Origin of the sequence: Erwinia aphidicola (genome assembly GCF_024169515.1) — a bacterium.
Taxonomy (GTDB): Bacteria; Pseudomonadota; Gammaproteobacteria; order Enterobacterales; family Enterobacteriaceae; genus Erwinia; species Erwinia aphidicola.
Genome location: NZ_JAMKCQ010000001.1, coordinates 3,614,927 through 3,631,430 on the forward strand (window position 1 = coordinate 3,614,927; position 16,504 = coordinate 3,631,430).

The following is a 16,504-nucleotide window of genomic DNA, read 5'->3' on the forward strand; positions in this document are numbered from 1 at the left end:
ACCCGCAGTTCAGTTTGCATGCGCATTGTCGCGGCGCCACTCGGTGGGCGAGCAGTGAAAGTGCTGCTGGAACACTTTGGCAAACTGCATCTGGCTGGCATAACCCAATGAATAAGCGATGATTTTAATCGGCAGGCTGCGATCCATCAGCAGCGAGGTTGCCGCATTCATGCGCAGTAGCAGCAGATACTGTTTCGGACCATAGCCAAACTGTTGCTGAAACAGGCGGCTAAGATAGCTGCGGTCAATATTACAATAATCAGCTACCGCGCCAATGGTGAAGTGATGATGGTGGTGGCGCTCAATAAACTGGATGGCATTATCCAGATGACGGTTGCCGCTGCTGACCTCTTCGCTGGCCGTAATACGTGCATTGGCGATGAGCGCATCGAGAAACAGGCAGGTCATCCCGGCAATACGCAGCGAGTGTACCGGATCGAGCGCCACCAGCTGCTGCAAATACTGCCCCTCCACGCTGGGAAAACGTGCCTCTTTCGGCCGCCAGAGCGGCATGTCCCGCCGTAATCCGCATTTCTCCAGGCTGCGTTGGGCGATCAACCCGTCAAGCTCAATCCACATATACTCCCACGGCTGCTTTTTGTCGGCGGTGTAGGTAGTGATTTCATGCGGATGAATCAGAAACGCTTCTCCTTTTCCGACCGGCCAGCTCTGTTCGCCGCTGTACAACGTGCCGCTGCCTGCTATCACATAATGTAAAAGGTAGTGCTGGCGTACCGCCGGGCCATAGCTGTGCTGACGTGCGCAGACTTCGTGACCGTACTGATAGATATTCAGGCCGAACTGGGCGATATCATCGGGGTGGATATCTTTTTGCATCTTTTTTTCTCATTGAATTTCAGCTGAGTACAGCATGTTTCCGTTCTCATCGTTTCGCCACGTATCAGTTATTGTGACCACCTGTCTGTTTTACCTGGCCGTATAACGCTAATTAGCGAGCCAGATCACAGTTCAATTTCGCGGTCATTTTTCACCATATCAATGTCAAAAAATGACATATCAAGCTTTGCCGTACCTGCCTAAAGTGGGTTCACTTCACCTCACAACTGACAGGAATACAGCAATGAAAATTACGTTTCTCGGTGCGGGCAGTACGGTGTTTGCCAAGAATGTGCTTGGCGATATTCTGGCGACCCCGGCGCTACAGCAGGTTGATATTGCGCTGTACGACATTGATGCCGGGCGGCTGGAGGATTCGTGGCAGATGCTGAATAACCTCAACGCCAATCTCTGCCAGGGGAAAGCGCGCATTGAAAAATTTGTCGGTGCTGAGCAACGGCGCCGGGCGCTGGACGGGGCGCGCTATGTGATCAATGCCATTCAGGTGGGCGGCTACGATCCTTGTACCATCACTGATTTTGAAGTAGCGAAGAAATATGGGCTGCGTCAGACCATCGCCGATACGCTGGGCATTGGCGGCATTTTTCGCGCGCTGCGCACCATTCCGGTGATGCTGGAGTTTGCCCGTGAAATGGAGGAGGTGTGCCCTGACGCCTGGCTGTTCAACTACACCAACCCGATGGCATCGCTGACCGGTGCAATGCTGCAACATACCGGCATTAAGACCGTCGGGCTGTGCCACAGCGTGCAGGTCTGTGCGGAGACGCTGCTGAAGTCGGTGGATATCAGCACCGAGGGGGTGCAGTGGCAAATTGCCGGGATCAACCATATGGCCTGGCTGCTGAATATTACCCGCGATGGCGAAGACCTCTACCCGGAAATTAAGCGCCGCGCCGCCGCGCTCACCCACAAGCACGACGATATGGTGCGCCATGAAATTATGCGGGTGTTCGGCTATTACGTTACCGAATCCTCCGAGCACAATGCGGAATATATGCCGTACTGGATCAAGCGTCATTACCCCGAACTGATCGAACGTTTTAACATTCCTCTCGACGAATACCCGCGCCGCTGCATTGAGCAGATCGACCGCTGGCATCAGCAGCGCGACAGGCTGACGCAAAATGAAAATCTCAGCCACGCGCGCAGCCATGAATATGCCTCATGGATGATTGAAGCGATGGAAACCAACGCGCCGTATAAAATCGGTGGCAACGTGATGAACCACGGGCTAATTACTAACCTGCCGCGTGAAGCCTGCGTGGAGGTGCCTTGCCTGGTGGACGGGCAGGGGATTACTCCGTGCTACATCGGCGACCTGCCGCCGCAGCTGGCGGCGCTAAACCGCACCAACATCAACACCCAGCTGTTAACCATTGAAGCGGCGATTAGCGGCAAAAAAGAGCATATCTATCACGCCGCGCTGCTTGACCCGCACACCTCTGCCGAGCTGTCGATTGATGACACGGTACGCCTGTGCGACGAGCTGATCGCCGCCCATGGCGCCTGGCTGCCAGCCTACCGTTAATCGCCGGAGCGGCCCGGTAAGGGGGCTGCTCTTAACTGCACTATTGATACGGGCCGCAAACGATGAGTGTTTCGCTTAAAACCAAAGTCAGTTACGGACTGGGTGCCTTCGGAAAAGACTTTGCCATCGGCATTATCTATATGTACCTGATGTACTACTACACCGACGTGGTGGGTGTCTCGGTCAGCATGGTGGCTTCGCTGTTTCTGGTGGCGCGCATCCTCGATGCTTTTTTTGACCCGGTCATGGGCTGGATTGTCGAGCGCACCCGCACGCGCTGGGGCAAGTTCAAACCGTGGATTTTGATTGGCACGCTGAGTAACTCGGTGGTGCTGGTATCGGTATTCTGCGCGCACCATTTTGAGGGCGGGGCGCTGATTGCCTGGATCTGGGCCACCTATCTGCTGTGGGGCTTCACTTACACCCTGATGGACGTACCGTTCTGGTCGCTGGTGCCCTGCATTACCCTCGACAAGCGCGAGCGCGAGGCGCTGATCCCGTGGCCGCGCTTCTTTGCCAGCCTCGCCGGGTACACCACCGGGGTGATTGGCCTGCCGCTGGTGAACTATCTGGGGAACGGCAATAAAGGTGAGGGGTTTATGCTGTTCTCGCTGATCCTCGTGGTGTTCTTTATCCTCTCGGCCATCATTACGCTGCGCAATATCGAAGAGAAATACTCCTCCTCGGCGCTGCCAAATGCGCCGGAGCAGACCACCATCAAAGCGGTGCTTGGCATGATTTTCCGCAACCGCCCGCTGTTTGCCCTGCTGCTGATGGCGCTGGCGTGGAATCTCGCGCACAACATCATCACCGCGTTTGCCATCTATTACTTTACCTATGTGGTGGGCAAGGCCGAGCTGTTCCCGTGGTACATGATGTACGCCGGGATAGCTAGCCTGATCACCATTCTCTGCTTCCCGAAGCTGGTGGCACGCTTCTCACGGCGGGCTATCTGGATCAGCGCATCAGTGCTGCCGGTGCTCAGCTGCGTGCTGCTGCTGTTTGTCGGGCTGTATGCGCCGCAGAGCGCCACGCTGATCTCGCTATCGGGGATCCTGGTGAATATTGGCAGTGGCTTCTTCTGGGTGATGCTGGTGATCATGGTGGCGGACACCGTGGATTATGGCGATTACGCGCTCGGCGTGCGCATTGAGAGTATCGCCTTCTCGGTGCAGACCATGGTGGTGAAAGCCGGGGCGGCCTTTGCCGGGCTGCTGATTGGCGTGATGCTGGGCCTGGTGGGCTATGTGCCCGGCGTGCAGCAGTCCGCCAGCACCATTATGGGCATGCAGGGCATTATGGTTGGCCTGCCGCTGCTGTTCTTCGTTCTCACCCTGTGGATCTACCTGCGTCACTACAAGCTGGACGGTGAGATCCTTCATCAGATGCAGCGCGCGCTGCAGCTGAAATATCATCCTCAAGCGGGGGAGAGGAGCAAGGTCGCGCCGATGCCGCTGCCGGAAAGCGAACCGCAGTTCAGCGTACGTCAGGCCGCCGACCCGCGCGGCTCCTGAAGCGGTATCCGCATTAAATAAGCGGAAATGTAAGCGCTGATTGCTAATTGTAATGTTATAAAGTAACAGTTATCATCCGCAGCGCGGGCGTAAGCCTGCGCTGTTCCATTTTCTGGATAAAGGACTGATACCTGATGCGCATTTCTGTTTTCTCCCCGCTGCTGGCGCTAATGCTGAGTGCCGCCGCCATCGCCGCACCTGAGCGCGTGGCCTCGCTGGTCGCACCGTTCGAAATCAAAGGCACTGACCCGACGCTCTCCGGCGATATCTTCTTAAAAATGTCGATTGTTGAAACCCTGGTCAATGCTGACTCTGCCGGGCAGCCACTGCCCGGCCTGGCAACCCGCTGGACGGTTGCCGACGATGGCCTGCTGTGGCGCTTTACCCTACGGCCGGGGGTGAAGTTTCACGACGGCAGCCCGCTGACCGCCGCCAGCGTGGTGAATGCGCTGGAGGTGGCGCGCAGCAAGCCGGGCCTGCTGGATAAAGCGCCGATTACGGCGATCCGCGCCGAGGGCGAGCAGGTCGTGATTGCCCTGAGCCAGCCATTTACCCCGCTGCTGAGCATGCTGGCGGAAAACCGCGCGCAGATCCTCGCGCCGGCTTCCTATGATGCACAGCACAAAGTTGTGCAGGTAATCGGCAGCGGGCCGTACCGCCTGACCTCTCTGCAGGCGCCGCAGAAACTCAGCGTGGCGCGCTTTAGCGGCTACTGGGGGGCGCAGCCTGCCATTGCTGAAGCCAGCTATATGGCGGTGGGGCGGGCAGAAACGCGCGCGCTGCTGGCGGAGAGCGGCAGTGCCGATATGGTGCTGAATCTCGATCCGGCCAGCCGCAGCCGCCTGAAAAACAGTGCCAAAATTCAGCTGCTGGCGGTGTCGATCCCCCGCAGCGTGCTGCTGAAGGTGAATGCCGGCAACCCGCTGCTGAGCGAGGTGCGCGTGCGGCAGGCGCTGAGCCTCGCCATTGACCGTGCCGCGATTGCCCGTGCCATCCTGCGCTACCCGGCCGCCGCCGGGCAGCTGTTCCCGCCGTCTGTCACGCAGTGGCACAACGCCAGCCTGATGCCGCTGGCGTGCGATCCCGCGCGGGCCCAGGCGCTGTTAAGCCAGCTGGGCTGGCAGCCGGGAGCCGATGGCGTGCTGCAGCGCGACGGCAAACCGTTCACGCTGACGCTCACGACCTATCCCGACCGCCCGGAGCTGCCGCTGATCGCCGCCGCGATTCAGCAGCAGCTGCGAGAAATCGGTCTACAGGTGGCGATCAACGCCACCAACTCCGGGGAGATCGCGGCGAAGCACCATGACGGCTCGCTGGAACTGGCGCTGGTGGCGCGCAACTTTGCGCTGACCCCCGATCCGCTCGGCACGCTGCTGCAGGACTACCCGCCGCAGGGCGGCGACTGGGGCGCGATGAACTGGAGCAACGCCACCTTTAATCAGACGCTGGCCGATCTGGTACAGGGGCGTGACCCGGCACGGGCAGCGGCCGAACGCCAGCAGCTGACGCGCATTCTGCACAGCGAGCTGCCGACCATTCCGGTGGCGTGGTATCAGCAGACCGCCGCGGTCTCCACCCGCCTGAGCGGCGCGGCGCTGGATCCGTTCGAGCGCAGCTTCGGGCTGGAGAAAATGAGGTGGGCTGAATGATGCGTATGCTGGGCTATCGCCTGTTACAGGCCGGCTTTGTTGCCCTGCTGGTGGGCGGCCTGACGTTTGTGCTGATGCGCTCGCTGCCGGGTGATATGGCTTACCGCATCGCCGCCGGGCGCTACGGCTACGACCGCGTTGATGCCGCCGCTGCCCGCGCGGTGCAGCAGGAGCTGGGGCTGGATCGCCCTGCCTGGCAGGCACTGGTCGACTGGTTTATCCAGCTGCTGCATTTTAATCCCGGCAATTCGCTGGTCTCCGGCGAGCCGGTGATGGCCGAGATTGGTCATCAGCTGGGGCAGACCCTGCTGCTGGCGGCCGTGGCGCTGGTGATGTCGCTGCTGCTCGGGCCGCCGCTTGGTATCTTTGCCGCACTCAATCCGGGGGGCAGGCTGGATCGTCTGCTGCTGGCGCTCTCCACCATCCTGCGCGCGCTGCCGCACTTCGTGCTGGGGCTGATTCTGGTGCTGATTTTTGCCCTGACGCTCGGGCTGCTGCCCGCTGCCGGATACGGTGACGTGCAGCATGTGCTGCTGCCCGCTTTAACGCTGGCGCTTGGGCTGGCGGCGGTGTCGAGCCGCGTGGCGCGCAACGCCATGCGTCAGGTCGCTGGCTCGGCCTGGTACAGCTTTGGCCGCACCAAAGGGCTGAAGGAGGGCATGCTGTTCTGGCGTCACGGCCTGCGCAACGTCAGCGTGCCGCTGGTGACTTATCTCAGCGTGCAGTTTATCTATCTGATTGAGGGCGTGATTGTGGTGGAAACCCTGTTTGCCTGGCCGGGGATTGGTCATGCACTGGTGCATGCCATTTTTGCCCGCGATGTGCCAATGATCCAGGGCAGCGCGCTGGTGATGGGGCTGCTGTTTGTCCTGCTTAACGCGGCCAGCGACGCGCTGTGCTGGTGGCTCGACCCACGGAGGAAAACCGCATGATGAAGCTGTTACGCCGCACTTCGGGCGCACAGCGCACCGGGGCCGGACTGCTGGCACTGCTGCTTATTTTCGCCTTTGTACTGCCGCTGCTCTGGCCGCAGGACCCGCTACGCCAGAAGCTGACGCTGGCCCTGCAGTGGCCGACTTTTGACGCACCGCTCGGATATGACCATCTGGGCCGTTCGCTGTTTGCCCGCCTGACGGCGGCGATCCGCCTGTCGCTCGGGCTGGCGCTGGTGAGCGTGCTGAGTGCGATGCTCCCCGGCGTGCTGCTGGGGGTGCTGGCCGCCTGGCGCGGCGGCATCGTCGAGCGCAGCGTGTCGCTGCTGGCCGATGCCTTTCTGGCGCTGCCGGGGCTGCTGCTGGTGCTGCTGCTGACGGCCGTGGTGCCGGACTCCGCGGTGATGCTGTACGTCGGCATTTCGCTGCTGCTGTGGGTGGAGTATTTCCGCATCAGCCGCGCCATTGCCCGCCCGCTGTTGAGCTCTCCGGCGGTACAGGCCTCCCGCCTGCTGGGTTTTGGTCCCTGGCTGATTTTCCGTCGTCACCTGTGGCCGGAGATGGCCCCGGTGGTGCTGACCGTCGCCGCTTTTGGCGCGGCCAGCGCGGTGATGGCTATTGCCGCGCTGGGTTTTGTCAGCGTCGGCGTGCGTCCTCCCACGCCTGAACTCGGGCTGATGATGACCGAACTGTTGCCATATTACCAGGAAGCCCCCTATGCGCTGCTGCAGCCGGTAATGGTGGTGTTCCTGCTGGTGTTAAGCCTGCTGCTGCTGGCAGGGAAGGAGAAAGCATGATGCTGATGGAAGTAAAACAGGCCGCGGTCAGCGGCGGCGATCTCGCCGTGCTGCCTGTCTCGTTCAGCCTGGCCGCCGGGCAGCCGTTCACGCTGCTGGGGGAGACCGGGTCGGGCAAGAGCCTGCTGGCGCAGGCGGTGACCGGCCTGCTGCCGCGCGAGTTCACCGCCAGCGGAACGCTGCATTTTGAGGGTCAGCAGCTGCCGCTCGCCAGCCGCCCGGCGCGCGCGCTGTGGGGGCATACGCTCGGCATTCTGCCGCAGGAGCCGTGGCTGGCGCTCGACCCGACCATGCGCGCCGGTGAGCAGGTGGCGGAGAGCTATCGCCTGGTGCGCGCCATGAGCAAAACACGGGCGCGCCAGGCGGCACAGGCGGATTTGGCGGCGCTGGGTGTGGCGCATGCGGCCGACCGCCTGCCGCAGGCGCTGTCCGGAGGCATGGCCCAGCGGGTAGCCTTTGCCGCTGCCCGTGCCGGGGGCGCAAAGATTATCGTCGCCGATGAGCCGACCAAAGGGCTCGACGTGGCGCGGCGCGATGAGGTGATTGCGCTGCTGCTGGCGGAGGTTAACGCGGGCGGCGCCCTGTTGACGGTGACGCACGATATCGAACTGGCGCGGCAAATCGGTGGCGACGTGGCGGTAATGCTTAAAGGCGAGATCGTCGAGCGCGGCAGCGCACAGCAGGTGCTGAGCGCGCCACAGCACCCTTATACGCAGGCACTGCTGGCGGCGGACCCGTCACGCTGGGCGCCACGGCAGAGCGCTGAGCATCTGGGCAAAGTGGTGCTGGAGGCGCGCAATCTCAGCAAAAGCCGCGCCGGGCGTCAGCTGTTCAGCGGCCAGTCGCTGTGCATCCACGCCGGAGAGGTTATCGGCATCACCGGGCCCAGCGGCTGCGGCAAAAGCAGCTTCGGCGATATCCTGCTTGACCTGCTGAGCGCCGACAGTGGAGAGGTGCTGCGCGATGCCACGCTGGCTGCGGTGAAGTATCAGAAAATCTTTCAGGATCCGCCATCCGCTTTTGCGCCGCGCGTGACGCTGCGCCAGGCGCTGATGGATGTGGTGAAACTCCACGGGCTGGATGAAGGGCGGATTGCGCCGCTGATGCAGCGGCTAAAGCTGCGCCCGGCGCTGCTGCACCGCTATCCCGGGGAGATCTCAGGCGGGGAGCTGCAGCGTTTTGCCCTGCTGCGCGCGCTGCTGCCTGAACCGGTATTTTTGTTCGCCGATGAGCCGACTTCACGCCTCGATCTGCTCACCCAGCAGCAGACCATTGAACTGCTGGTGGAGGTCGCAACGGAACAGAACTGCGCGCTGCTGGTGGTCAGCCACGACGAGGCGCTGATTGAGCATATCAGCCACCGCCGCATACGGCTGGGGTAGAGAGGAGGTCACCATTAAAAAGGGCCAGGTATTTACCTGGCCGGTCCGTTTACTGCTCAGGGTGATATTCGAGATTGATCGGCTCATCCGGCAGTTTGGTGAAGTTGCGGATTATGGTGTGATAATCCGCCGTGGGATTGACGTCCTTAAACTGCTGCGGATAGAAGTCCTTCGCCAGCATTTCCATGCCGATAATATTGTACGGATGGTTGTAGAAGTGGTGATAGACCGCCGCGACCTTGCCCGCTTTCACCGCCGGAATATCCTTCACGCCGGTGCGATTGCGCAGGTGGTCAAAGCTGGCTTTGATCTCGCTGACGTCGGTGTTGTAGCCCAGTGGGATCACCGCGTTACCTTTGCCGCCGCGCTTTGAGCCGCTCATCACGTAGTAATCGGGGTTCATGCTGATCACCTTCTCAACGGCTACCGTGCCGCTGGTGCCGGGCAGCAGCTCAGAACCGATGTTTTTCGCGCCGGTTGCCTCAATCAGGCCGCCCCAGCCGTTGTGACCGTGAGTAAAGCAGCAGGACTCGCCGCCGCCGCCCACGCCAGCGATGGGCTCAACGAACACGGTCGGCTTAGGGGTAACATCTTTCACCGCGGCCTGCATGGCGCTCAGCTTGTGCTGATACCAGTCGGTGTAGGCTTTGGCGTTGGCTTCCTTGTTCAGCACCTGGCCGAGCAGAGTGACGCTGGCGGCAGTGTGCTCAACCGGGTGCAGTTCATCATCCACGAATAGCACCGGGATGTTCAGGGCGCTGAGCTGGGCCAGCACGCCGGTCTGCTTCAGGGCGGGTTTGGCGCGCAGCTGGGCAATCATCAGGTCCGGCTGCTTAGCGATCACCGTTTCAAGATTCACTTCGCCCTGGTCAGAGAAGCCCATGTCGAGGATCTCCTGCGCCTGCGGCCACTTCTGCTTCAGCATATTCCAGCTGCCGGTATCCTGCTTTTTCATCAGGTTGTTCCACGCCACCACGCGCTGGAACGGATTATCACGGTCCAGCAGCGCCAGGCTGAGGATCTCACGGCCATCCTGCAAAATGACGCGCTTTGGCTCCTGCTTAATGACCACTTTCTGCCCGTCCATATCGGTGACGGTCAGCGGGTAAGTCGTAGCAAAAGCCAGCGAGGGCAGGGTGCAGAGTAGCAGGGCAGGTACAGCGCCTATCTTGGAGCGGATTTTCATGGTGATACGGTCCCGTATGAAATGAGATGATAATCGTTATCATTTTTATTCAGCGCATCTTAAACCAAAGTTCAAGGCGTTTCGAGGCATCAACAATATTCTGTTACCGGGTTTCACAATTGGTTTCTGAGTTGCGTGCCGCTTTCCAAAATCGCCCCAACAATCTGATTTTAAAATCCAGCTCAATTACCCTTATCCGCATCTCAGGCAATCAGGCCTGGAACGTGGGTTTAGCAACGCGTGCTTAACGAAATTTCAGGGATTGTGAATATCGCAATTTGCGATAATATCAGGAGGCAGCAATGAGAGTGATCACGGCACGAGCCATCGTTGAGGCAATGAAAAAGCATGGGCAGTGGAAGGCAGGTCTGAAGCTCTGGCTGGATGTGTTCAACACCCCTTCCTTACGCTTCGAGTCTTTACTTCAGCTGCGCGCGACCAGACCCGCTCAAAGAGGTAAATCATGAGAACAATGACGTTAAACGCCAGCCAGCTTGATGGCCTGATCGCCAGCCTGCCGCTGCTGCTGCAAACCGCTGCCGCACAGCTGGAGCCGCTGTCGGTACTCTTACGCGCCTGCACGCTGCCGGTTGAGAACGAAGCGGATTTACAGGGGCGGATGGCGCTGATTGATGAACTGTACTCGCACGCCAGTGACGTAGAGCACTTTGCCGCTCAGTGCGCCGAACGGGTCAGCGACCGGGTGTACGAGTATGAGATGAAGCAGCTGCAGGTTCCCAATGTTACGCCCGGCGAAGCGCTCTCAATGCTGATGAAAGCACGCAAAATCCGCCAGGCTGACCTGCGCCAGATTGCCACGCAGAGCGTTATTTCAGAGGTGATCCACGGCAAACGATCTCTCACCGTTGAGCAGATCAAAGCACTGGCAAGATTCTTCCGCGTGCCGCTGGAAACCTTTATGGGGCAGCCCTGAAGCGGCGCGGTTTTTCACGGCGGAACCCCAGCCCGATGATCCAGCCAAACACGTAGGGCAGAAACGGGTAGCGTCTAATGATGCGCGGCAGCGGACTGGTTTGCCCCGCCGGGCGCTGCTTGCCGCTCATTTTTATCTGGATAAACTGCGTGGCGCTGGTTGGGAACTGACGGCGTTTTTGCACCTTATTGAGCTGGCGCAGGCTGACGCTGCCTTTTAGCAGGCTGGCGGTAAGCAGCCTGGCGCTGGCGACCGCGTCCTGAATCGCCAGGTTGACGCCGACCCCACCGATTGGCGACATCGCATGGGCGGCGTCGCCGATGCACAGCAGGCCCGGTTTGGCCCAGCTGTCCAGCCGGTCAATGCGAATGTCGAGCAGCCTGAACTGCTGCCAGTCGGTCAGATCGGACATTCGCGTGATGGGGAAGGGCGCGACGTCGGCAATCTGCTGCTTAAACGGCTCCAGACCGTTCTCCCGGATGGCAGCAAATTGCCCTTTGGTAATCGAGTAGCCGCACTGCCAGAAGCTGCCGCGATCGAGCATGATAAAGTTCTGTCGCGGCCCCTTGTGGCCGGTATTCCACTCCGGATCGTCCTCACGTTTATCAAGCTGGAACCACAGCACGTCGCGCGGTGAGCCGAACGATCGTCCGCTCAGGCCAGCCTGCTGCCGCACCGCAGAGTGCCGCCCGTCACAGCCCACCACCAGCTGCGCGCGAATTTCCAGCTTGCCGTCAGGTCCGCTGGCCGTGACGCCGCGCACGACGCCGTCCTCAGTGATTAATTCCTCAAGGGCGGTCGACTGGCGCAGCTGGAAGCCGGGCAGGGCAGAAGCTTTGCCGGCAAGAAAATTCAGAAAGTCCCACTGCGGCATAAACGCCATAAAACGGCACTTCACCGGCAGGCGGGTGAAATTCGCCAGCGTGACCTCTTCGCCGCCCAGCTCCGCCTGCAGGCGCGGCACGCGCTGGTGCGGCAGGCTCAGCAGCTGGTCCAGCAGGCCAAGGTGGTGCATGATTTGCAGCGTGGAGGGGTGGATAGTGTCACCGCGAAAATCACGCAAAAAATCCGCGTGCTTCTCAATCACTACCACCTGCACACCGGCACGCGCCAGCAGATAGCCGAGCATCAACCCGGCCGGGCCGCCGCCGACGATGCAGCAGTCGGTGGTTAATCGTTCAGGTGCCAAAGAGTGCATGAAAACCTCGCGCCAAAAAAACAGATGATAATAATTATCATTATCTGACCGTTTGCGCCAGCGCGGGAGGAATTAATGCACCTCGACCGCGTACTTTTCCACCGGGGTGATCTTCTTGATTAGCTGGTTATCAAACAGGAACTGCTCGTAGGCCTGATAGCGCTGGTCGTCGAGCTGCGCCGGATTTTTGGCAAACAGCGGCAGCGTTTTCTGCCATGCAACGTGGTTCAGCTCGGTGTTCAGTTCGGGATGCGCTTTGGCAAACGCCTGCCAGCTCTCTTCCGGATGCGCCAGCAGGTAGTCGGTGCCTTTCTGCAGCGCGGCGAGGAATTTCTTCACCTTCGGCGCATTCACCGCGTCGCGATTGGCAACAATCACCAGCTCGTCATAGGCCGGAACGCCATAATCCTCAACGTTAAACACCACCGGATTTTTCCCCTGTAGCCTCAGCTCCTGCGCTTCAATATTGCGGTAGCCGCCAATCACCGCATCCACCTGGCCTGCCAGCAGCGCGCTGGTCAGCTGGAAGTTGACATTAATCAGCTTAATGTCCTGCGGATTAACGTTTTCATGCTTCAGCATAGTACCTAGCGTTGCCTGCTCTATGCCGCTGACCGAGTAGCCGATCTTCTTGCCTTTCAGCCCGGCGGGCGAGGTGATGCTTTTATCCAGTGTCATCACCGTGTTCAGCGGTGAGTCGATCAGCGTGCCGACGCGCACCAGCGGCAGGCCTTCATCGGCAAAGAAGTGTAATTGCGGCTGATAGGTGATGGCGAGATCGGCCTGTTTAGCCGCCACCAGGCGCGGCGGCAGTGACGGATCCGAAGGCGGGACGATCTTCACGTCCAGCCCCTCCGCTTTAAATGCGCCAATCTGTTCGGCCACCATAATCGGCGCGTGATCGGGGTTAATGTACCAGTCGAGGATCAGCGTCAGCTTTTCAGTAGCCTGGGCGCTGCACGCGGCGCCCAGCAGCAGTGCACAGAGGGTTTTTTTGAACATGGTTATGACCTTTTATAGTGTGTTAGTGGTTTTCAGGTGCCCAGTTAACCAGGCGCTGCAGCAGCGCATCGACCGCCAGCCACAGCAGAACCGTCATCAGGACCAGGATAAACAGCGCGGCAAAGCACTGAGCGGTCTGCATGCGGGCATTGGCATTCAGCATCACGTAGCCCAGTCCTTCGGCGGAACCGACCCACTCACCGATAATGGCACCGATAGGGGCTACCGCCGCGGCCATGCGCAGGCCGGAAGCGAACGCGGGCAGCGCGGCCATCAGGCGGATGTGGCGCAGCTGCGCCCAGCGTGAAGCGCCCATGGTGCGGGCCAGGTCGAGCCAGTCACGGTTAACGCGCCGCAGCCCGTCATAAAATGCAGAGGTGACCGGGAAGAAGATCACCAGTACCGCCATCGCCACCTTGGCGCTGATGCCGAAGCCGAACCACAGCACCAGCAGCGGAGCAAGCGCAAAGACCGGGATTGCCTGGCTGGTCAGCACCAGCGGCATCATCCAGCGCTGTAAACGCGGCGAGAAGGTCATCGCCAGCGCCAGCAGTGAACCGAGTAGTACGCCGATCGCCAGCCCGCTGAGCACTTCCGACGCGGTGATCAGGCTGTGCCAGGCCAGAAACGCCCGGTCATCCCACAGCGCCCTCGCCACCGCAACCGGCGACGGCAGCAGAAAGGCCGGGATATCGGTCAGCGTCGCCAGCCACCACAGCAGCATCAGCCCGGCGAAGATCGCCAGCCCGCGCAGGCTGCGGGCGCGTTTTCCTGTGCAGTGCATCATCATCCTGCCGCCCTCAGCAGCTGTTGCAGCAGTTCACCCTGGCTTTTCAGCAGGTCAGGATCGTCCGGCGCGCGCGGTGGCTGCCCACCGATGGCGTGGCCGTCATCAATTCCCGCCGGGTAGCCGGAGAGGACCAGCAGCTGGTGGCTGAGGCGACAGGCTTCCATCGGGTCGTGAGTGATCAGCAGTACGGTATGGTCGCTGAGCAGGTCGGCGGCCAGCGTCTGGATCCTGGCACGCGTCAGGGTGTCCAGCGCTGAAAACGGTTCATCCATCAGCACTACCGGGCGCCGCTCGTACAGCGTGCGGGCAATCGCCGCGCGCTGGCGCATGCCGCCGGAGAGCGCCGCCGGACGCTCGGTTGCCTGCTCAGCCAGCCCGACCCGCTCCAGCAGATGCTGCGCCCAGGGCAGGTCGGCTTTTTCGCCGCGCAGGCGCGCGCCGAGCGTGATGTTGTCTATCACCGACAGCCACGGAAGCAGCAGATCCTTCTGGCCCATATACGCAATGCGCCCCGCCAGCGGCAGGCCATCGCTGCCGCACACCTGGCCCGCATCTGCGGTAGCCAGACCGGCGATGACCTTCAGCAGGCTGGTTTTGCCACAGCCGCTGGCGCCCAGCAGCGCCGCAAAGCTGCCGCCTTTGATGTCAAAATTGAGGTGTTGAAAGATAGTGCGCCGGCCAAAACTCAGGCTGAGGTCGCGCACGGCAATACCAGGGGGCATCATGGTGCGGGCACCGCATTCAGCCCCATCTGCCAGAAGGCCGCTTCCAGCCGGGTGGCGGTGGTGAAGATCTCGCTGAGGCTGGCGATGCGGCTCTCTGCTGCGCGCTGCTGACCCACCGTTTCCAGCAGCCCAATCGCCGCCTGCACGCCGCAAAGATAATCGGCATCGCCGTAGTTACGGATCCACGAGGCATACGGGCTGCCGTCGAGCCGGGTTTGCGGGTCGTTGAGCAGGCGCAGGCCGATTTCGGCATAGCCCGCCACGCAGGGTAGCAGAGCGGCCAGCAGCTCCAGCGCATCGCCGGAGTGGCCGATATCCAGCACGTAGCGGGTGTAGTTCATGGTCTCCGCCGCTTCCGGCTCGGCTGCCATCTGTGCTTCACTCAGCCCCCAGCTTGCGCAGTAGCCAACGTGCAGCGGCAGTTCATTGACGATAGCGTTGAGTGAGGCGGTGGCGGCGCGCATTTCCGGCAGGGTACGCAGCTTGGAAACCAGCAGGGCATAGGCGCGGGCAAAGTGGATCAGGAACAGATAGTCCTGGGTCAGGTAACGACGAAACGCAACGTCGGGCAGGGTAGCGTCAGCCAGCTGCTGCAAAAACGGGTGATCGACGTAGTGGTGCCATTCAGGGCCCGCCTGCTGGCGTAAACGGCCGTACAAACCCTGGCTGAAATCGATGTGGGAAACGGGGTGAGACACGGGACCTCCATAAATTCAGTGGAGATCCGGGCACGCAGAGGTATGAACAGGCACATGATCGATGCCAACCCGTCCCTTCGCTGGCATGACCCAGATCAGGTTCAAAGGGTTCGGCTTACGCCATCTCAGCCCATTACAGGACACCCCTCGGAGCAGCCTGTTATACGATATTTCATTTTTGATTACAATCCTTGCTTAGTCAGGCACGGCGAGTTAGGAATAGTATTATCTCCACGCAATTTCCACTCAGGAAAACCTTATGAAAAGTATTGGATTTCTGTCGTTTGGTCACTGGACACCTTCGCCGCAGTCCGGCACGCGTTCTGCTGCCGACGCGCTGTTGCAATCCATCGATCTGGCGGTCGCGGCCGAAGAGCTGGGCGCGGACGGCGCTTACTTTCGCGTGCATCACTTCGCCCGCCAGCTCAGCTCTCCGTTCCCGCTGCTGGCCGCCGTGGGCGCCAAAACCCGCCGTATTGAGATCGGCACGGGCGTCATCGATATGCGCTATGAGAACCCGCTGTACATGGCTGAAGATGCCGGTTCCGCCGATCTGATCTCCGGCGGGCGCCTGCAGCTCGGCATCAGCCGCGGTTCGCCGGAGCAGGTGATCGACGGCTGGCGCTATTTCGGCTATCAGCCCGCCGAAGGTGAGAACGAGTCGGATATGGCGCGTCATCACACCGAAGTGCTGCTCGACGTGCTGCGCGGCGAAGGCTTCGCTAAGCCGAACCCGCAGCCGATGTTCCCTAATCCACCGGGCATGCTGCGCGTGGAGCCTTACTCGGAAGGGCTGCGCGAGCGTATCTGGTGGGGCGCAGGCTCCAATGCCACGGCGGTGTGGGCGGCGAAGCTGGGAATGAACCTGCAAAGCTCAACGCTGAAGGATGATGAAACCGGCGAGCCGTTCCATATTCAGCAGGCGAAGCAGATCCGCGCCTACCGTGAAGCCTGGAAAGCGGCCGGACACGCCCGCACGCCGCGCGTCTCCGTTAGCCGCAGTATTTTCGCGCTGGTGAATCAGCAGGACCGTATGTACTTCGGCAACAGCGGTAAGGACGCGGATCAGGTCGGCTACCTCGACGAGAAAACCCGCGCCATTTTTGGCCGCAGCTACGCCGCCGAGCCGGATGTGCTGATTAAACAGCTGGCAGAGGATGAAGCGATTGCCGAAGCCGACACGCTGCTGCTGACCGTTCCGAATCAGCTGGGCGTGGATTACTGCGCGCACACCATCGAGGCGATACTGAAGCACGTTGCTCCAGGGCTGGGCTGGCGAAAATAGTCAGACGGATAAAGATGCCAGGTCTC

Annotated in this window: 16 protein-coding genes and 1 riboswitch; of the genes, 9 read left to right on the plus strand and 7 right to left on the minus strand. The window is 60.7% G+C overall.

What is annotated here, in order from left to right; all coding sequences use genetic code 11:
* Positions 1 to 9: 9 nt before the first annotated feature.
* Positions 10 to 837, minus strand: a complete 828-nt coding sequence (locus J2Y91_RS17040) for an AraC family transcriptional regulator (RefSeq protein ID WP_133623921.1) — start codon at positions 835 to 837, stop codon at positions 10 to 12.
* A gap of 244 nt (positions 838 to 1,081) precedes the next feature.
* On the opposite strand from J2Y91_RS17040, the gene J2Y91_RS17045 reads away from it, so the two are divergent.
* The 6 genes from J2Y91_RS17045 to J2Y91_RS17070 all read left to right on the plus strand — a co-directional run bounded on the left by J2Y91_RS17045 (position 1,082) and on the right by J2Y91_RS17070 (position 8,660).
* Positions 1,082 to 2,386: an alpha-glucosidase/alpha-galactosidase gene (locus tag J2Y91_RS17045; protein WP_133623920.1), complete on the plus strand. Its 1,305-nt coding sequence runs from the start codon at positions 1,082 to 1,084 to the stop codon at positions 2,384 to 2,386.
* Between the two features lie 62 nt (positions 2,387 to 2,448).
* Complete coding sequence (gene melB / locus J2Y91_RS17050; RefSeq protein ID WP_133623919.1) at positions 2,449 to 3,900, plus strand: melibiose:sodium transporter MelB; 1,452 nt, start codon at positions 2,449 to 2,451, stop codon at positions 3,898 to 3,900.
* A gap of 134 nt (positions 3,901 to 4,034) precedes the next feature.
* Complete coding sequence (locus tag J2Y91_RS17055; protein ID WP_133623918.1) at positions 4,035 to 5,549, plus strand: ABC transporter substrate-binding protein; 1,515 nt, start codon at positions 4,035 to 4,037, stop codon at positions 5,547 to 5,549.
* Entirely contained in the window at positions 5,546 to 6,481 is a 936-nt protein-coding gene (locus J2Y91_RS17060; RefSeq protein ID WP_133623917.1) for an ABC transporter permease, read from the plus strand. Before J2Y91_RS17055 ends, J2Y91_RS17060 begins: the two co-directional genes overlap by 4 nt.
* Positions 6,478 to 7,278 carry an ABC transporter permease gene (locus J2Y91_RS17065; protein ID WP_048915675.1) on the plus strand — a complete coding sequence of 267 codons (801 nt, stop codon included), beginning with the start codon at positions 6,478 to 6,480 and terminating at the stop codon, positions 7,276 to 7,278. The genes J2Y91_RS17060 and J2Y91_RS17065 overlap by 4 nt, the downstream gene beginning before the upstream one ends.
* Entirely contained in the window at positions 7,275 to 8,660 is a 1,386-nt protein-coding gene (locus tag J2Y91_RS17070) for an ABC transporter ATP-binding protein (RefSeq protein WP_133623916.1), read from the plus strand. The genes J2Y91_RS17065 and J2Y91_RS17070 overlap by 4 nt, the downstream gene beginning before the upstream one ends.
* 49 nt (positions 8,661 to 8,709) lie before the next feature.
* On the opposite strand, the gene J2Y91_RS17075 is transcribed toward J2Y91_RS17070, so the two are convergent.
* Positions 8,710 to 9,846: an ABC transporter substrate-binding protein gene (locus tag J2Y91_RS17075; protein WP_133623915.1), complete on the minus strand. Its 1,137-nt coding sequence runs from the start codon at positions 9,844 to 9,846 to the stop codon at positions 8,710 to 8,712.
* Positions 9,847 to 10,148: 302 nt separating this feature from the next.
* Here J2Y91_RS17075 and J2Y91_RS17080 point away from each other — a divergent pair, with 302 nt between their 5' ends.
* Complete coding sequence (locus tag J2Y91_RS17080; RefSeq protein WP_253538967.1) at positions 10,149 to 10,313, plus strand: type II toxin-antitoxin system HigB family toxin; 165 nt, start codon at positions 10,149 to 10,151, stop codon at positions 10,311 to 10,313.
* The gene (locus tag J2Y91_RS17085) at positions 10,310 to 10,780 is read left to right on the plus strand and encodes a helix-turn-helix domain-containing protein (RefSeq protein ID WP_133623914.1); all 471 of its coding nucleotides are present in this window, start codon (positions 10,310 to 10,312) and stop codon (positions 10,778 to 10,780) included. The genes J2Y91_RS17080 and J2Y91_RS17085 overlap by 4 nt, the downstream gene beginning before the upstream one ends.
* Here the strand turns inward: J2Y91_RS17085 and J2Y91_RS17090 are convergent.
* From J2Y91_RS17090 to J2Y91_RS17110, 5 genes are all read right to left on the minus strand, one after another.
* The gene (locus J2Y91_RS17090; protein ID WP_133623913.1) at positions 10,764 to 11,978 is read right to left on the minus strand and encodes an FAD-dependent oxidoreductase; all 1,215 of its coding nucleotides are present in this window, start codon (positions 11,976 to 11,978) and stop codon (positions 10,764 to 10,766) included. The genes J2Y91_RS17085 and J2Y91_RS17090 overlap by 17 nt on opposite strands.
* Positions 11,979 to 12,050: 72 nt before the next feature.
* Positions 12,051 to 12,980 (minus strand): ABC transporter substrate-binding protein, encoded by a 930-nt coding sequence (locus tag J2Y91_RS17095; RefSeq protein WP_133623912.1) that lies wholly within the window; start codon positions 12,978 to 12,980, stop codon positions 12,051 to 12,053.
* A 22-nt stretch (positions 12,981 to 13,002) separates the two neighbouring features.
* Positions 13,003 to 13,770: an ABC transporter permease gene (locus J2Y91_RS17100; protein WP_253538970.1), complete on the minus strand. Its 768-nt coding sequence runs from the start codon at positions 13,768 to 13,770 to the stop codon at positions 13,003 to 13,005.
* The gene (locus J2Y91_RS17105; protein WP_133623910.1) at positions 13,767 to 14,495 is read right to left on the minus strand and encodes an ABC transporter ATP-binding protein; all 729 of its coding nucleotides are present in this window, start codon (positions 14,493 to 14,495) and stop codon (positions 13,767 to 13,769) included. Before J2Y91_RS17105 ends, J2Y91_RS17100 begins: the two co-directional genes overlap by 4 nt.
* Complete coding sequence (locus J2Y91_RS17110) at positions 14,492 to 15,172, minus strand: TenA family protein (protein WP_133625086.1); 681 nt, start codon at positions 15,170 to 15,172, stop codon at positions 14,492 to 14,494. The genes J2Y91_RS17105 and J2Y91_RS17110 overlap by 4 nt, the downstream gene beginning before the upstream one ends.
* A 76-nt stretch (positions 15,173 to 15,248) precedes the next feature.
* A riboswitch (TPP riboswitch) is annotated at positions 15,249 to 15,351 on the minus strand.
* A 101-nt stretch (positions 15,352 to 15,452) separates the two neighbouring features.
* Here J2Y91_RS17110 and J2Y91_RS17115 point away from each other — a divergent pair.
* Complete coding sequence (locus J2Y91_RS17115) at positions 15,453 to 16,478, plus strand: LLM class flavin-dependent oxidoreductase (protein ID WP_133623909.1); 1,026 nt, start codon at positions 15,453 to 15,455, stop codon at positions 16,476 to 16,478.
* Positions 16,479 to 16,504: the final 26 nt, after the last annotated feature.

Excerpts from the sequence above, each read along its gene's own strand:
- J2Y91_RS17040 (WP_133623921.1), bottom strand. The coding sequence starts at position 837 with ATGCAAAAAGATATCCACCCCGATGATATCGCCCAGTTCGGCCTGAAT.
- J2Y91_RS17045 (WP_133623920.1), top strand. The coding sequence starts at position 1,082 with ATGAAAATTACGTTTCTCGGTGCGGGCAGTACGGTGTTTGCCAAGAAT.
- melB (WP_133623919.1), top strand. The coding sequence starts at position 2,449 with ATGAGTGTTTCGCTTAAAACCAAAGTCAGTTACGGACTGGGTGCCTTC.
- J2Y91_RS17055 (WP_133623918.1), top strand. The coding sequence starts at position 4,035 with ATGCGCATTTCTGTTTTCTCCCCGCTGCTGGCGCTAATGCTGAGTGCC.
- J2Y91_RS17060 (WP_133623917.1), top strand. The coding sequence starts at position 5,546 with ATGATGCGTATGCTGGGCTATCGCCTGTTACAGGCCGGCTTTGTTGCC.
- J2Y91_RS17065 (WP_048915675.1), top strand. The coding sequence starts at position 6,478 with ATGATGAAGCTGTTACGCCGCACTTCGGGCGCACAGCGCACCGGGGCC.
- J2Y91_RS17070 (WP_133623916.1), top strand. The coding sequence starts at position 7,275 with ATGATGCTGATGGAAGTAAAACAGGCCGCGGTCAGCGGCGGCGATCTC.
- J2Y91_RS17075 (WP_133623915.1), bottom strand. The coding sequence starts at position 9,846 with ATGAAAATCCGCTCCAAGATAGGCGCTGTACCTGCCCTGCTACTCTGC.
- J2Y91_RS17080 (WP_253538967.1), top strand. The coding sequence starts at position 10,149 with ATGAGAGTGATCACGGCACGAGCCATCGTTGAGGCAATGAAAAAGCAT.
- J2Y91_RS17085 (WP_133623914.1), top strand. The coding sequence starts at position 10,310 with ATGAGAACAATGACGTTAAACGCCAGCCAGCTTGATGGCCTGATCGCC.
- J2Y91_RS17090 (WP_133623913.1), bottom strand. The coding sequence starts at position 11,978 with ATGCACTCTTTGGCACCTGAACGATTAACCACCGACTGCTGCATCGTC.
- J2Y91_RS17095 (WP_133623912.1), bottom strand. The coding sequence starts at position 12,980 with ATGTTCAAAAAAACCCTCTGTGCACTGCTGCTGGGCGCCGCGTGCAGC.
- J2Y91_RS17100 (WP_253538970.1), bottom strand. The coding sequence starts at position 13,770 with ATGATGATGCACTGCACAGGAAAACGCGCCCGCAGCCTGCGCGGGCTG.
- J2Y91_RS17105 (WP_133623910.1), bottom strand. The coding sequence starts at position 14,495 with ATGATGCCCCCTGGTATTGCCGTGCGCGACCTCAGCCTGAGTTTTGGC.
- J2Y91_RS17115 (WP_133623909.1), top strand. The coding sequence starts at position 15,453 with ATGAAAAGTATTGGATTTCTGTCGTTTGGTCACTGGACACCTTCGCCG.